The 15,160-nt window shown below is 71.2% G+C and carries 15 protein-coding genes; 9 read left to right on the top strand and 6 right to left on the bottom strand.

The annotated features are described in order from the left end of the window. The first annotated feature begins 16 nt into the window (after positions 1 to 16). The gene (locus KIK09_RS37685; RefSeq protein ID WP_214324256.1) at positions 17 to 625 is read left to right on the top strand and encodes a TIGR03086 family metal-binding protein; all 609 of its coding nucleotides are present in this window, start codon (positions 17 to 19) and stop codon (positions 623 to 625) included. Here KIK09_RS37685 and KIK09_RS37690 read toward each other — a convergent pair. Beyond that, positions 600 to 1,631 carry an AI-2E family transporter gene (locus KIK09_RS37690; RefSeq protein ID WP_308164552.1) on the bottom strand — a complete coding sequence of 344 codons (1,032 nt, stop codon included), beginning with the start codon at positions 1,629 to 1,631 and terminating at the stop codon, positions 600 to 602. The two genes, KIK09_RS37685 and KIK09_RS37690, sit on opposite strands and share 26 nt — an antisense overlap. Positions 1,632 to 1,678: 47 nt before the next feature. Continuing rightward, a complete protein-coding gene (locus KIK09_RS37695; RefSeq protein WP_214324258.1) occupies positions 1,679 to 2,647 on the bottom strand; it encodes an ArsR/SmtB family transcription factor in 969 nt (322 codons plus the stop codon). A gap of 79 nt (positions 2,648 to 2,726) precedes the next feature. Here KIK09_RS37695 and KIK09_RS37700 point away from each other — a divergent pair, with 79 nt between their 5' ends. Further along, positions 2,727 to 3,944, top strand: a complete 1,218-nt coding sequence (locus KIK09_RS37700) for an MFS transporter (RefSeq protein WP_214324259.1) — start codon at positions 2,727 to 2,729, stop codon at positions 3,942 to 3,944. Positions 3,945 to 3,951: 7 nt separating this feature from the next. Here KIK09_RS37700 and KIK09_RS37705 read toward each other — a convergent pair whose 3' ends face one another. Then, positions 3,952 to 4,494 (bottom strand): GNAT family N-acetyltransferase, encoded by a 543-nt coding sequence (locus KIK09_RS37705; protein ID WP_214324260.1) that lies wholly within the window; start codon positions 4,492 to 4,494, stop codon positions 3,952 to 3,954. 225 nt (positions 4,495 to 4,719) lie between these two features. Between KIK09_RS37705 and KIK09_RS37710 the strand changes: the two genes are divergently transcribed. Genes KIK09_RS37710 through KIK09_RS37730 form a run of 5 tightly spaced genes read left to right on the top strand, consistent with a single transcriptional unit; the run spans position 4,720 to position 11,150 of the window. Then, complete coding sequence (locus KIK09_RS37710; RefSeq protein WP_214324261.1) at positions 4,720 to 6,006, top strand: ABC transporter substrate-binding protein; 1,287 nt, start codon at positions 4,720 to 4,722, stop codon at positions 6,004 to 6,006. Further along, positions 6,006 to 6,947 (top strand): carbohydrate ABC transporter permease, encoded by a 942-nt coding sequence (locus tag KIK09_RS58280; RefSeq protein WP_308164555.1) that lies wholly within the window; start codon positions 6,006 to 6,008, stop codon positions 6,945 to 6,947. Before KIK09_RS37710 ends, KIK09_RS58280 begins: the two co-directional genes overlap by 1 nt. Next, positions 6,944 to 7,759, top strand: a complete 816-nt coding sequence (locus KIK09_RS58285; RefSeq protein WP_214324262.1) for a carbohydrate ABC transporter permease — start codon at positions 6,944 to 6,946, stop codon at positions 7,757 to 7,759. Before KIK09_RS58280 ends, KIK09_RS58285 begins: the two co-directional genes overlap by 4 nt. A 1-nt stretch (position 7,760) precedes the next feature. Then, on the top strand, positions 7,761 to 9,212 hold the full coding sequence (locus KIK09_RS60250) for a right-handed parallel beta-helix repeat-containing protein (RefSeq protein ID WP_214324263.1): 1,452 nt from the start codon (positions 7,761 to 7,763) through the stop codon (positions 9,210 to 9,212). A gap of 24 nt (positions 9,213 to 9,236) precedes the next feature. Then, complete coding sequence (locus tag KIK09_RS37730; RefSeq protein WP_214324264.1) at positions 9,237 to 11,150, top strand: DUF5107 domain-containing protein; 1,914 nt, start codon at positions 9,237 to 9,239, stop codon at positions 11,148 to 11,150. 50 nt (positions 11,151 to 11,200) lie between these two features. On the opposite strand, the gene KIK09_RS37735 is transcribed toward KIK09_RS37730, so the two are convergent. Both KIK09_RS37735 and KIK09_RS37740 read right to left on the bottom strand, forming a co-directional pair. Then, the gene (locus KIK09_RS37735) at positions 11,201 to 11,806 is read right to left on the bottom strand and encodes a VC0807 family protein (protein ID WP_214324265.1); all 606 of its coding nucleotides are present in this window, start codon (positions 11,804 to 11,806) and stop codon (positions 11,201 to 11,203) included. Then, positions 11,803 to 12,969: an alpha/beta hydrolase family protein gene (locus KIK09_RS37740; protein ID WP_214324266.1), complete on the bottom strand. Its 1,167-nt coding sequence runs from the start codon at positions 12,967 to 12,969 to the stop codon at positions 11,803 to 11,805. The genes KIK09_RS37735 and KIK09_RS37740 overlap by 4 nt, the downstream gene beginning before the upstream one ends. A gap of 84 nt (positions 12,970 to 13,053) precedes the next feature. Here KIK09_RS37740 and KIK09_RS37745 point away from each other — a divergent pair, with 84 nt between their 5' ends. After that, a complete protein-coding gene (locus tag KIK09_RS37745) occupies positions 13,054 to 13,617 on the top strand; it encodes a TetR/AcrR family transcriptional regulator (protein ID WP_214324267.1) in 564 nt (187 codons plus the stop codon). On the opposite strand, the gene KIK09_RS37750 is transcribed toward KIK09_RS37745, so the two are convergent. Then, a complete protein-coding gene (locus KIK09_RS37750; RefSeq protein ID WP_214324268.1) occupies positions 13,592 to 14,548 on the bottom strand; it encodes a hypothetical protein in 957 nt (318 codons plus the stop codon). The genes KIK09_RS37745 and KIK09_RS37750 overlap by 26 nt on opposite strands. Positions 14,549 to 14,599: 51 nt before the next feature. Between KIK09_RS37750 and KIK09_RS37755 the strand changes: the two genes are divergently transcribed. Further along, positions 14,600 to 15,157 (top strand): TetR/AcrR family transcriptional regulator, encoded by a 558-nt coding sequence (locus KIK09_RS37755; RefSeq protein WP_214324269.1) that lies wholly within the window; start codon positions 14,600 to 14,602, stop codon positions 15,155 to 15,157. The last annotated feature ends 3 nt before the right edge of the window (positions 15,158 to 15,160 follow it).

Here is a 15,160-nt window from a genome sequence, read left to right on the forward strand (position 1 = left end):
TAGTGAGGTGCCACCGATGCCGACCGTCGCCGAGACGTACGCCGAGCTCGCCGGCCAGCTACTCGACAGGATCAGGGCCACCCCGGCCGACCGCTGGGACGCGGTCAGCCCGTGCCGCGGCTGGACGGCCCGCGACGTGGTCGCGCACGTCATCAACGGCCACCGCGGCATCCTCGCCTTCGTCACCGGCCGGCCGCCGGTCGCGGCCGACGGGGTGGGCGTGTCGGGGATGGACGGCACGCCGGCCGTGGAGCCGGGCGCCGACCTGGCCGCGGCGTTCGCGCGCTGCCGCGACGACATGGTCGCGATGCTGGGCGACCCCGAGCTGGCGGCCAGGACGGTGCCGGGTCCGATGGGCATGGTGCCGGTCGAGCGGGCCGTCGACGTGATCGGCTCGCTGGAGGTGCTCGTGCACACCTGGGACCTGGCCCGCGCCGTCGGCGGCGACGAGCGGCTCGACGAGGAGGCGGTGATCCGCACCCACGAGGCCCTGCTGCCGCACTACGAAGGGCTGCAGGCCACCGGCGCCTTCGACCCGAGCGTCCCGGCCCCCGCCGGGGCGGACCCGCAGACCGCGTTCCTGTGCTTCGCGGGCCGGGCTAGCGCCGTTCCTGCCCGGCGATGAGCGGCGAGGCCCAGACCGTGGCGGGATCGGCGTCGACGAGGATCGCCCGCACGAACGCGCTCAGCGGGACCGCCAGGATCGCGCCGAGCGCGCCCAGCGTCCACGTCCACACCAGCAGCGACAGGATCGTGAGCGTGGTCGTCAGTCCTGCAGACTGGCCGACGAACCTGGGCTGGATGACCGACTGGATGATGAAGTTCAGCACGCAGTAGATGACGATCACCCAGATCATCGTGCCCACGCCCGAGTCGAGCAGGGCCAGCAGCGCCGGCGGGAGCAGGCCGATGACGAAGCCGACGTTGGGGATGTAGTTCGTGATGAACGCCAGCATCCCCCACAGCACCGGCAGCGGCACGCTCAGTATCGCCAGCGCGACTCCGTCCAGCACGGCCACGATCAGCCCGAACACCGTCGAGACCACCAGGTAGTTGATGGTGTCGCCGGCGAAGTTCGACAGCGCGCCCACCAGGTGCGGCCTGGAGCCGCGCAGCCTTCTGACGGCCCGCTGCAGGAACACCGCGTCCAGGCTCATCGTGTACAGCAGCAGCACGATCAGGATCACCTCGGTGATCACTCCCGCCAGTCCCCCCAGCAGGCCTTGCGCGGCGGACAGCAGCTTGCTGGGGTCCAGCTTGCTGAGCGCCTGCTGGGCCTGGGCCGAAGTGACGCCCAGCTTGGCCAGTTGCTGCCCGATCGAGGACAGCAGCTCCTGGTACTGGGGGGCGTATTGGGGGATGAGCTTGACCAGCTGCGCCACCCCAATCACCAGCGCCAGCGCGAAGATCAGCAACACGATCAGCACGACGGCCAGCGGGACGGCGAACAGCACCCAGCCGGGCGCGCGCCGCCGCTCCAGCCGGGTCCGCAGCGGGCCCACCGCGATCGTCAGCACCAGCGCGAGAAAGGCCGGCGCCGCGATCTCGTTGACCTGCTTCAGCCCCAGCAGCACCACGGCCGCGGAGGCCAGGCCGACCAGCAGCCGCAACCCTCTGGAGAACTCAGGCACGCGCACACCCTAGAGATCGCCGAGGCCGCCGCCGATCCAGCACGCGGTCACTGGGGAAAACCTTGCCCATTCGCGTCGATGAGGACCTGGCCCGCGGGGGTTCGGTAGTAGAGGACTGAGCGGCCTGCCCGGCGGCGTTGGATCAGGCCCGCTTCCATGAGCACCTTGAGATGGCGGCCGACCGAACCCAGGGCCTGGCCGGTGAGCGCGACCAGTTGGGTGGTGCTCTTGGGGGTGTCCAGGAGGACGAGGACGCCTGCCCGGGCGTGGCCCAGGAGGCGGCCGAGGGGCGCCGGGACCTGCTGGTGGTCGGTGAGGGTTCCCGAGCAGGGGTAGACGATCGCGTAGCGGTGCGGTTCCTCCCAGGAGACCCACATGCGGCCGGGGGTGACGGGGACGAAGAAGAGCCGGGCGCCGGACAGGTCGCGCGGCGGGTAGTCGTGGGCGTTGATCTGCAGCCGCCCGGAGCCGAGCCAGCGCATCCCTGGCCGCATGGAGTCGAGCGCCGCCGCCCAGCCGCGCTGCCCGAGCTGGGCCGTGCGCGCGACGATGTCCGCCTCCAGGATGCGCCTGCGCCTCGGCCAGTACGGCAGCACCGTCTCCCGCCACACCCATTCCATGATCCGCGCGGCCCGCTCGGGCAGGTCCTTCCTGCGCAGTACGGCGGGCAGCGGCCCGCCCATCGACACCTCCATGTGCGCCACCGCGTCGTCCGGCGCGGTCTGCCTGACCCGCTCCACCTCGACCTCGAAGGGCGCCTCCCCGTCGGGCGCCGGCGTCAGGAAGTCCGCGTTCCAGCCGCGCCCGAGCCCGATCCGCACCATCAGCCCGGTGACAGGATCGCCGGCCACCCGCTCCCGGTAGGCGGGCAGGTGCGCCTCGAGCCAGGCCCGCTCACCCGGATCGGCGGCATCCGCCGAGTCGAGCAGCTTCAGGCTCGCCGTCACCTCGGCCAGCGCCGACACGACGAACCGCCCGCCCGCCAGCGTGTCCGCATTGATCACCCACCACCCCACCGAACCCACCTCCAGGCGACCTTTCGCGACACGGCGAAAGAGTAACGCCCGGGCGCGAGCCCGTTCGAAACTCACCCCCATGCGCACCTACGGCGAGCTCTTCAGAACCCCGGAGTTCACCCCGCTGTTCCTGTCATCGGGAGCCTCCGTGACCGCCCAGACGGTGAGCGGGCTCGCCCTGGGCACGCTGATCTACACCGCGACCGGCTCGCCGCTGCTGTCCGCGCTGGCGATGTTCGGCCCGGCGCTCGTCCAGGTGGTCGGCGCGACGACGCTGCTGTCCGCGGCCGACCGGCTGCCGCCGCGGGCCGCGATGACCGGGATGGCGCTGGCCTTCGCCGCCGGCACCGGACTGCAGGCCGTGCCGGGGATGCCGGTCTGGGCGTCGTTCGCCGTGCTGCTCGTGCTGGGGCTGGTGTCCTCGCCCGGCGGGGGAGTGCGGTACGGCCTGCTGAACGAGATCCTGTCCAAGGACGGCTACCTGCTGGGCAGGTCCGTGCTCAACATGTCGACGGGCATGACGCAGATCGCCGGGTTCGCGGTGGGCGGGGTGCTGGTGGCCACCCTGTCGCCGCGCGGCACGCTGGTCGTCGCCGCGCTGCTGTACCTGGTGGCGGCGGGCACGGCCAGGTTCGGGCTGAGCCGGAGGGCGCCGCGGGCCCAGGGCCGGCTGTCGGTGGGCGAGACGTGGCGCACCAACCGCAGGCTGTGGGCCGACCGGCCGCGCCGGACCCTCTACCTGGCGCTCTGGCTGCCGAACGGGCTCGTCGTGGGGTGCGAGTCGCTGTTCGTGTCCTACACGCCCGATCACGCGGGTCTGCTGCTCGCGTGCGCGGCGCTGGGCATGCTGGTCGGTGACGTGCTGCTCGGGCGCTTCGTGCCCGCGCACCGGCGGGTCCGGCTCGGGGTGCCGCTGCTGCTCCTGCTGGCCTCGCCGTACCTGGTCTTCGTGGCGAGACCGGCGATACAGCTCGCGGCGGTGCTGGTCGCGGTGTCGGCGGTCGGGTACGGTGCCAGCCTCGTGCAGCAGGAGAAGCTGATGCGGCTGACCCCGGAGAAGCTGAGCGGTCAGGCGCTGGGGTTGCACACCGCGGGCATGCTGACCATGCAGGGCGTCGCCGCGGCGGCCGCGGGCTCGGTGGCGCAGTTCACCTCGCCCGCGACGGCGATCGTCGTGATGGCGGCCGCCTCGATCATCATCACCTTCGCCCTTGCCCCCGGCCTCCGCGCCGCCCGCCTGGCGATCAGCGCCCCGAGCACGCCCCAGCGCGACAGGAACTCGGCCGGCGCTCAATGACGGGCGCTCAGGCCGGGCGGTCGACGCGGTAGAGGTGGTGGGCGCGGTCGTCGACGGGGTTGTCGGGTTCGAGGTCGCCGGTGGCGACGCGGCGCAGGCCCGCCTTCTCCAGCGCTCGCCAGGACGGACGGTTGGCGGCCGAGACCGGCACCAGGACGCAGGGCGCGTCGGGGTGGTCGCGCCAGGTCCTGTCCAGCATGGCGCCGATCAGCAGCGGGCCGAGGCCTTGCCCGGTCCGTTCGGCGGCGCCGATGAGGTAGTCGATCGTGACCGTGCCGGGCGGCACGGGGACGATGGCCGAGATCTCGGCCAGGTAGTCGGGGTAGTCCGCCAGCCGCGAACGCTGCACGAGCCCGACCGGCTCGCCGCCCACCAGCGCGAGCAGGTCCTCCGACGGCTCCTCGCCCCGCGCGGCGGGGCCGAAGTCGCGCTCCACCGCCTCGGGGGACGTCTCGTGGTTCCACCACCGTGCCACGTGCGGCTGCTCCAGCCATGAACGCAGCAGCGGGAAGTCGCCGGGCACGACCCGGCGCCAGGTGATCGTGTTCACCTCTCGACGCTAGCCCGCGGCACCGCGACCGGGCAGCCGGTTTTCCGCCGCGTACATCCGTCATGTCACTTTTCCCGCATTCTCTGCAGAAGCTTGCATCTTTGTGCGCAGAAATCGTCGCTTTATGCATGATGAGATCAAAGCGTTGCACAGACTGCCTTGTACGGCCTTTTGGCGCGGCCTATGGTTCCGGCCAGACCTGTTCAAGGTGAAAGGTGTGGCGACATGCGCGGACCGAAGGTGACCGCCGTGCTGGCGGCCGGGGCGCTCGCTCTTACCGCCTGCGGCGGCGGCAGCGGGAGCGACAGCAAGAGCAGCGGCGGCGAGTTCACGTACTGGTCGATGTGGAAGGAGAACGAGCCCCAGGCCAAGGTCATCAAGGCCGCGATCGACAAGTTCAGCAAGGAGACCGGCACCAAGGTCGACGTCGAGTGGCAGGGCCGCGACATCCGGACCAAGATCGGCCCGGCCATCGCCGCCAACAAGGCGCCCGACCTGGTGGAGAACGGCTTCGACGTGATCAGCTCGCTGCTCGCCTCGACCGGCCAGGCCGCCGACCTGACCCCCGTCTACAACAGCGAGGTCCCGGGCGAGGGCAAGAAGGTCGCCGACGTCATCCCGGCCAAGTACCTCGACGCGATGCCGAAGGACCCCGACGGCGTCACCCGCTGGATCGTCCCCTACGTGCTCAACTCGGCCACGTACTACTACAACAAGGCCGACGCCGACCTGGCCACGACCCCGGCCACGTGGGACGACTTCGTCAAGCTGTGCGACACGCTGAAGGCCGAGGCCAAGGCGTGCGTGGCCTCCGACGGCGACAACACCTGGACCAACTTCCTGCTGCTCGACTACCTGCTGGTGCGTGACAACGGGCCGGGCACGCTGGGCAAGATCTATCAGGACAAGACCGGCGCCGCCTGGGACCAGCCGGGCGTGCTGGAGTCGGCCAAGCGCATCGAGCAGTTCGTCAAGGGCGGCTACCTGCTCAAGGGCTACGACGCCAGCAAGTACCCGGCGCAGCAGACCAGCTGGGCCACCGGCAAGGCCGCCTTCCACCTGGACGGCACCTGGGTGCCGAGCGAGGCTTCCAAGAACCTGGCTGCCGGCTTCAAGGTGGGCGAGTTCGCCGTGCCCACCACCAAGGGCGGCAACACCGAGATCGACATCATCCCGCTCGGCTTCGCCATCCCGAAGAAGGCCAAGCACCCCGAGCCCGCGCAGAAGTTCATCGCCTACTTCCTGAAGAAGGACAACCTGTCGGGCATCTCCACCGAGGCCAAGAACATCACCCCGCGCGAGGACATCCCCGCCCCCGAGGAGCTGGCCGACGCGCAGAAGCTGCTGAGCGCCAACCCCAGCCGCCTGCCGCTGGACGGCGTCGCGGGTGACTACCTGGACAAGTCGCTCTTCCCCGCCTTCGCCGACCTGTGGCTGGGCAAGGCGACGGCCGAGCAGTTCGTGGCCAAGGCCAAGCAGGGCCAGATCGCCTACTGGAAGGCCAACGGCTAGTGGCGGTCAGCACACTCGCCGCACCCTCGCGGGCGCGCATCGCCCGCGGGGGTCCGCTCGAGCGGCAGGCCAACCGGCTGTTCTGGCCGTTCGTCGGCCCGGCCCTGGCCTTCTACGGCCTGCTGTTCCTGGCGCCGATCGTCTTCGCGGCCTGGACCAGCCTGTACAAGTGGGACGGCATGGGCGTCATGCGGTGGCGCGGCCTGGACAACTACCGCACGCTGCTCGACGACCAGTCCTTCCACTACGCCGTCGTCAACACGATCAAGATTCTGGTGGTCGGCGGGGTGGCCACGTTCGCGGTGAGCTTCGCCCTGACGCTGGCGCTGCGCGAGATGGCGGGCAAGATGTTCGCCCGCTCGGTGCTGTTCTTCCCGTGCCTGGTCAACGCGCTGGTGTTCGGCATCGCGGCGGGCTTCCTGTTCGGGCCGAACGGGCCGGTCAACGCGCTGCTGCGGCTGGTGGGCATCGACGCGGTGCCCAAGTGGCTGTCGGTCGACAACCTGCCCGCGATGATCATCGCGGCGATCGTGTGGACCGCGACCGGCTACTACACCACGATCATCATGGCCGCCGTCGACCAGATCCCGACCTACCTGTACGAGGCGGCCGAGCTTGAGGGCGCCAACGCCTGGCAGCGCTTCCGCCACATCACGCTGCCGATGTCGTGGGAGGTCGTGAGCGTCTGCGCGGTGCTGTGGACGGTCAGCTCGGTGAAGGTGTTCGAGATCGTGCTGCTGTTCGGCGGCGGCTCCACCGTCAGCAACGCGCCCATCCAGACCTGGACGACGGCGATGTACGTCTACTTCTCCGCCTTCCCCGGCAGCTCGGTGCCCAAGCTGGGCCTGGCCTCCGCCGCGGCGGTGGTCAGCCTGGTCATGGTCGGCGTGTTCGTGGTCATCCTGCGGCGCCTGATGCGCAGGGAGCGGGTGAGGCTGTGAAGCGCGTCGGGCACGCCATCGTCTGGATCCTGGTCGCGGCCGACCTGGCGCTGCTGGCCTGGATCTTCCTCACCTCGATCCGCGACACCAGGTCCATCTTCGAGCAGCCGTTCGGCCTGCCGGTGCCGCCGCAGGCGGGCAACTGGGGCAAGGCCTGGGCCGACGGCGGCTTCAGCAGCGCCGCGCTCAACAGCGTCGGCGTGGCCACGGTGTCGTCGCTGATCGCGGTGGCGGTAGCCGCGCCCGCGGCCTACGCGCTCGCCCGCCGGCGCACCCGCACCTCCAACGCGCTGACCATGACGTTCGCGCTCGGGCTCGGGGTGCCGGGCCAGGTGCTGCTGGTGCCGCTGTTCGTGGGGCTGGCCGCCGTCGAGCTGACCGACAGCTTCCTCGGCCTGACGATCGTCTACATCGGCCTGGCCATGCCGTTCACCGTCTACCTCCTGACCGGCTTCTTCGCCGGGATACCCGAGGTGCTCGAGGAGGCGGCCGCCATCGACGGCGCCAGCGGGCTGCGGGCCTTCGTCAAGGTCGTGCTGCCGGTGGCCAGGGGCGGGCTGATCACCGCGTTCCTGCTGCAGTTCATCGGCGCGTGGAACGAGACGCTCTTCGCGATCGCGCTGATGACCAGCGACGACAAGGTCACCCTGCCGGTGGCGCTGGTCAACTTCGTCGGCCTGCAGCAGTACGCGGGCCGTGACTGGGGCACCATGTTCGCCGGGATCTGCATCATCCTGGCGCCCATGGTCGCCCTGTTCTCCTGGCTCGGCACTCGCATCATCCAGGGCATGACCGTGGGAATCGGGAAATAACGTGATCAAGACCTTAATCGTCGTCGGCCTGGCCGCGACCGGCCTCACCGCGTCCGCGCAGTCGAACACCTACTACGTGAACTGCCAATCCACGAAGGCCCCCAAGGGCACCCTCCAGCGCCCGCTGAACAGCCTCGACCAGGTCGGCAAGCTCGATCTGAAGCCCGGCGACCGCGTGCTGTTCAAGCGCGGCAGCGCCTGCACCGGCACGCTCGCCCCCAAGGGGTCCGGCGCCGCGGGCAGCCCGATCGTCGTGGACGCCTACGGGCAGGGCGCCAAGCCGCGCATCCAGGGCGGCGGCGCCCAGGACGCCGTCATGCTGCACAACCAGCAGCAGTGGGAGATCCGCAACCTGGAGATCACCAACACCGGCGCCACGGCGGGCAAGCGGCGCGGCGTGCGCGTCAGCGCGCGCGACGCCGGCACGCTGCGCCACATCGTGCTGTCCGGCCTGGACGTGCACGACGTCAACGGCGACGACACCAAGGACGAGTACGGCTCGGCCGGCATCACCATGTGGGTCGAGGGCAACACCACCCCCACGATCTTCGACGACGTCCAGATCACCGGCAACACCGTGACCAGGGCGGACCGGTCCGGCATCTTCCTGTTCTCCAGCTGGAACCGCTCGGGCTGGGGCAAGGAACCCGGCCCCTACCAGCCGTGGACGGGCGTCAGGGTGACCGGCAACACCGTCACCGACGTGGGCGGCGACGGCATCGTGCTGGGCAGCGTGGCCGGGGCCGTGGCCGAGCACAACAGGGTGGACGGCTTCCAGCGCCGCTCCCAGGGCTACAGCGCCGGGCTCTGGACGCACAACTCCGACAACGTGCTCATCCAGTTCAACGAGGTGTCCGGCGGCGAGACGACCCGCGACGGCATGGCCTTCGACGTGGACGAGAACGCCTTCGGCGCGATCTTCCAGTACAACCACAGCCACGACAACGCCGGCGGCTTCGCGCTGCTGTGCAACGCCTCGGGCGCGATCCGCGGCGCGGTGCTGCGCTACAACCTGAGCGTCGACGACCACTACCGCGGCATCGAGAACTGCTCGGGCGCCATCGAGAGCGCCGCGGTCTACAACAACACGTTCGTCATCGGCGACGGCGTCTCCCAGACGGTCGTCAACGAGAACAACACCACCCGGCGCAACGTGAGCTTCGCCAACAACCTCGTGCTCAAGACCGGCTCGGGCACGGCCTCCTTCCAGCTCAGGTCCGGCGGCTACGTGCTGGAGAACAACCTCGTGCACGGCGCCCCGGCTCCCGCGGGAGCCGTCGGCACCGTCACCGGCGACCCGCTGCTGACGTCCGCCTTCAGGCTGCAGCCCGGCTCGCCCGCGCTCCAGGCGGGCCGATCGATCGACGGCAACGGGGGTAGGGACTACTTCGGCGGCCCGATCCCTGCCGCCTGCCCGCCGGACATCGGCGCCCACCAGCTGTCGACCTGCTGACCAACTGAACACTCGGGGACCCTCATGACCAGCACCCTCCGGCTCGACACCCTGCGGATTCCCGCCGCCGCGCCGCCGCGCGCCGGCCTGCTGCCGATCCTGCACGGCACGCAGGTCAGGCGCGAGGAGGCCGGCGCCGACGCCGAGATGACCGCGCAGATGAGGTACGGCCAGCCGTACAGCCTGCTGCCCTACACGATGCAGGACGGCTACGACCGCGCGCGCGAGGAGCGCGACCTGCCCGTGGTGGTGCTCGAGAACGAGCACCTGCGCGCCACGTTCCTGCCCGGGTACGGCGGGCGGCTGTGGTCGCTCGTGCACCGCCCCACCGGCAGGGAACTGCTGCACCGCAACCCGATCCTGCAACCGGCCAACCTGGCGCTGCGCGACGCCTGGCTGGCCGGGGGAGTGGAGTGGAACCTCGGCGCGACCGGCCACTGGCCGCTGACCTGCTCTCCCCTGCACGCCGTACGGCTGAGCGCGCAGGACGGGACGCCGGTGCTGCGGCTGTTCGAGTTCGAGCGGATGCGGCGCCTGGTCGTGTCGATCGACGCCTGGCTGCCGGAGGGCTCGCCGGTGCTGTTCGTACGCCCGTCGATCAGGAACCTGTCCGATGCCGAGACCCCGGTGTACTGGTGGTCGAACATCGCGGTGCCGGAGGCGGCGGACGTGCGGGTGGTGGCCCCGGCGGCGCAGGCGCACCACTTCGACTACACCGGGCGGCTGCACCTGGTCGACTTCCCCGAACTGGACGGCGTCGACCGCAGCTACACCGACCGGGTGGCGGCGGCGGCCGACTTCTTCTTCGAGATCCCCGCGGGCGAGCGGCCGTGGATCGCGGCGCTGGACGCCTCGGGCGCAGGGCTGGTGCAGACGTCCACGCGGCGGCTGCGCGGCCGCAAGCTGTTCCACTGGGGGACGGGGCCGGGCGGGCGGCGCTGGCAGGAGTGGCTGAGCGGCCCGTCGTCGCGTTACCTGGAGATCCAGGCGGGGCTGGCCCGCACCCAGCTGGAGCACATCCCGATGCCCGGCCGCACGACCTGGTCGTGGGTGGAGGCGTACGGCCTGCTGGAGGCGGACCCGTCGATGGTGCACGGTTCGTGGGACGAGGCGCGCAAGAGCGTGGCCGAGGCCCTCGACCGGATGGTCCCGCGCGCCGCGCTCGAGGCCGAGCAGGTGCTGTCGGAGCCGGAGCGGCTGGCGGTGGGTTCGGGCTGGGGCGCCCTCGAGGTGGCCGCGGGCGGGCTGCCCGAGGTGCCCGGCCTGCCGTTCGGCGAGGTGGGCGAGGAACAGCGGCCCTGGCTGGAGCTGGCCGCCTCCGGCCGGCTGCCCGTCTGCGACCCGCCCGCCGCCCCGATCACCGGATCGGGCTGGCGGGAGCTGCTCGAGTCCCATCCCGCCGACTGGCACGCCCGCTACCACCTGGGGCTGCTCCGCCACGCCGACGGCGACACCCCGGGCGCGCGGCGGGCGTGGGAGGAGTCGCTCAGCCTGAGCAGGACGCCTTGGGCGCTGCGCTGCCTGGCGAAGACCGCCGACGGCGGCGCCGCTGACCTGCTGCTCGAGGCGCACACCCGGGCGCCGCGGCTGGCCGAGCTGACCATCGAGACGCTGGCCGCGCTGCTGGCCGAGGAACGCTCCACCGAGGCGCTCGCCCTCGTCGACGCCCTCGATCAGGACCAGCGGGCGCTCGGCCGGATCCGCCTACAGGAGGCCCAGGCCGCTCTGGTCACCGGCGATCTCGGGCGGGCCTCGGGGCTGCTCGCCGAGGGGATCGAGGTGCACAACCTGCGCGAGGGCGAGGTGTCCCTGGACACCATCTGGTTCGGCTACCACGAGCGCCGCCTCGCGGGCGACGGCCCGGTGACCCCGGAGATCGCCGAGCGGATCCGCCGGGAGCATCCGCTGCCCGAGCGGTACGACTTCCGCATGCACTGAAACTCAACGGATTCTCACTGGTACCCGCTGGGAGATGTTGATCGCCCAGGTCAAGAAGTAGCCGCCAGCTCGCCCCGCCGGCCGTACCAGGCGCTCCAGACGCCGAGCAGGGTGAGCGTGACGATCTGCAGCACCGTCGACAGGCCCGTCATGACGTCCACCGACAGCACGAACGTGAGCACCACGCGGACCGCCACCTCGGCCAGCAGGCCGGCGGCCCAGGTCAGCGTCATCACCACGTAGATCCGCCGGAACGCGGCGTCGTTCTGGTACAGCACGTCCCACCGGGCGGCGGTGGCCTCGTCCTCGGCGCCGAAGCGCTTGGCCAGTCCGAAGGCCGCGGGCCGCCCGGTCAGCCAGGTGCCTGCCAGCACCAGCGCGATGACCGCGGTGCTGAGCGGCTTGGTGGCCAGCACGATCCGCGCGTCCCCGGTCAGTAAGGCGGGCACCAGGTCGACCGCGAAGAACACCGCGGTCATGGCGGCGAAGCCGTCCAGCCTGCGGCGCACGAGCGCCACCCACACCACCCTGGCCCCGCCCACGCCGGTCGCGACCAGCAGCGCGGCGTACTCGCTCGCGCCCAGCGCGCGCGCCAGGTAGTAGGCGACGACGGCGGGGCCGATGTCCAGCAGCATCACGGGCAGGAACTTCTTCACCGGAACGTCCTCTCCAGCCAGGCGGCGATGCGGGCCATGGCCAGGCGCTGGGCGCCCAACTGGCAGTGCGCGTCCCCGCCCTCCGCGGCACTGAACTCGATCATGGTCTTGTCGCAGGTCAGGTGCTCGAACAGGGCCTCGGGCTGGCCCTGGAAGGAGAAGTCGTCCGGCGCGCAGCACACCAGCGTCGGGCAGGCGATCCGCTCGGCGATCCCGTCGCCCAGGTGGTAGTCGAGCATCGCCAGCATGTAGCCGGACGGAGTCGTGCCGGTCGCCCAGGTGCCGTGCGTGACCGCCCACCGCACGATCGGGTTCTGCGCCATCATCTCCCTGATGAAGCCGTCGGCCGCCGGGTCCTTCAGCGCCTGCCTGGCCGCCTCCCTGTCGCCGCCGAAGTGCTCGGTGACGAGCGCGCCCATGTCGTAGACGCCGTCGAAGGCGATCAGCGCCTTCACCCGCGGCTCGAAGGCCGCCGCCCGCGGCGCGAGCAGCCCGCCCATGCTCGCCCCCAGCAGCGCCACCTTCTCCGGATCGACGTACGGCAGGCCGAGCAGGAAGTCGAGCACCGGGGTCACGACCTGCTCCCAGTCGGGCCGGAAGTGCAGGCCCCGGCGCATCGCACCGGGCTGGCCGGGCCCGTCGAAGGTCAGCACGTTGTAGCCGCGCTCGTGCAGGGCCGCCGCGCCGAAGAAGTGCATCTCCTCGGCGCTGCCGTCGAAGCCGTTGTGCATGACGACCGTGGCGCCGTTCGTGCCCCGGTAGAGGTAGCCGGGCAGCGCGGTGTCCTCATAGGGGATCTCGACCGGCTCGATGCCCGTCATCTCGGCGTATTTCCTGAAGCAGGCCACCTGGCGGGCGTAGGCGGCGTCGATCCTGGGGTCGGACGGGTCGCCGTGCAGGAAGAACTCGGCCGAGCGGTAGTAGTTCGAGGCCCGCAGCCAGGCGTCGCGCGCGCCGATCCGGTCGAGCAGGCCGACCTCGCCCGCCACCCGGTCGGCGGTGGCCAGCCACTCGTCGTGCCAGCTGTCGTAGTCGCCCTCGGTGATGCGCTGCGCGGTGGTGACCACCTCACCGAAGTCGGCGCCGCCGTAGGCGATGTGGCCGAACGAACGCAGGGTCTCGTACCAGAACGACGGGTCCTTGTCGAAGACGATGGGACGCATGGGAACTCCTTAACGCGAAGAATTTCGCTTCAAGGTAGCTCGGGCTAAGACTAAACGCAAGGGGCTTCGCGTTAAGCTGTGTTCATGGAACCCGCACGCAGGCCCGGTGGCCGCAGCGCCAAGGTCAGGGCCGCCGTCCACGAGGCGGTGCTCGACCTGCTGCGCGAGGAGGACTGGGACGACCTGAGCCTGCCCAAGGTCGCCGAACGGTCGGGCGTGCACCAGGCCACGCTCTACCGGCGCTGGGGCACGCTGAACGCACTGATCGACGACGTCGTGACAGAGAAGCTGGCGCACGGCTCCCCGGTGCCCGACACCGGCACGCTCCGCGGCGACCTGGAGGCCTACGCGCTGCAGGTCGCCGACGACGTGGCGGGGCCGCTGGGCAGCCTGTATCTGCGCGCGGCCATGGTCGGCTCGCGCGGCCCCGAGGGCGGGACATACCTGATCCAGCGCGCCGTGAGCCTGCAGAACATGCTCGAAAGGGCGGCCGGGCGCGGCGAGGATCCGCCGACGCTGCTCGAGCTGATGGAGGTGGTGATCGCGCCGCTGTACTACCACGCGATCTTCTTCAGCCGCCCGGTCGGCCACGAGCACGCGAAAGCGCTGGTCGAACGGCTGCTCAGCCTGCCAGGATCAGCTCCTTGAGCTCGCGCAGCCGCGGCAGGAACGCCAGCGTGTCCCGCGCCCTGGCGACGGGCGAGGCGGCCCCCAGGTCGGCGAGCAGCTCCCGGTAGCCGGGGGCGGGCGCGCCGAGGATCGTCGCGCAGCGCGCGTGGGTGGCCGCGATCCAGAACATCGCCTCCCGATGCAGCCCCCGCTCGACCAGCGCGTGAGCGCCGTCCACGGCGATCGGCCGCGCCTCGGGGGTGATGTCGGAGGCGAAGGGGTACGGCGGCGCCTCCACCGCGGCGGCCAGGTCGAAGGCCCGTGTCATCGTGGCCAGGTGCCCGGTGACGCGCTCCGGGGTCAGGTGGGCGGCGCCCAGCACCGCGAGCAGCTCCTCATGGGCCTCGGGCAGGCCGCGTTCGAGCAGCAGCTCGCGCACGGACACGTAGCGCAGCCGCACGGTCGGGTTGCGCAGCGCGGCCGTCAGCAGCACGTGCGTGGTGACCCCGGTCAGGAACAGCCACCCCATCACCTGCTCGTCCGAGTCGACCCGGCCCAGGCCGTCGGCGATGCGGCGTTCGATCTCCGCGCACCTGCGCCGCACCCACTCCGGCTCGGCGTAGTGCCGCTCCACCTCGGCCTGCAGCGCGGTGAGCCGCCCTGACGGGTCGGTCAGGATCGTGTTCGTCCGCAGCCCGCCCGCCAGGTGGTAGTCGGCCAGCACCCGCTCCGGCGTGGCCAGCTGCTCCCAGGTCACGTAGCTGACCTCGAGCAGCACGCCGTCGCGGCGGAACTTGCCGAGCTTGGGCCGCTCCCGGCCGGTCACCACCATGATGTCGACGTCGGAGCCCACGCCCAGCTCCGCGTCCGCGGGCAGCCACGTGGTCGACCCGCTCAGGTAGGCGCCCTCCAGCCCGTCCTGCTCCGCCACCCACGCCCGCGCCACCGCCTGCGCCTCCATGATCCGCATATTTCGAAGCCTAGTTGTGTTAGTGACTAACATGATGTTAGTTTCTCACACATGCCAAGCCTGCGGGATCGGCGCAAGGCCGAGACCTACCGCTCCATCCAGGAGCACGCGCTGCGGTTGTTCGCCGAGCGCGGCTTCGACCAGACGACCGTGGGAGACGTGGCGGAGGCGGCGGGCGTGTCGTCGATGACCGTCTTCCGCCACTTCCCGACCAAGGAGGACCTGGTCCTCGCCGACGAGTACGACCCGGTGCTGGCCGAGCGGATCGCCGCCGGTCCTGCCGGCGAGCCGCTCATCCGGCGGGTCGCCGCCGTGCTGGCGGACGGCCTGGCCGCCACGTCGCCGGGCGAGCGCGAGCTCATGCTGGCCCGGCTGCGGATCGGCCTGACGGCCTCCGCCCTGCGGGCCCGCCGCTGGGAGAACCACCACCGCACGACCGAGGCCGTCGTGGCCGCGCTCCCCGCCGAGGATCCCCTCGAGGTGCGGGTAGCCGTCGGCGCCTGCCTGGCCGCGGTCACCACCGCGCTCACGCACTGGGCCGAGCACGGCGGCGATCCGCACGAGCTGGCCGTACGGGCACTGAATCTCGTCCTTCAGCAGAAAGGCTGAACA

Source organism: Nonomuraea sediminis (genome assembly GCF_018531495.1).
Lineage (GTDB): Bacteria > Actinomycetota > Actinomycetes > Streptosporangiales > Streptosporangiaceae > Nonomuraea > Nonomuraea sediminis.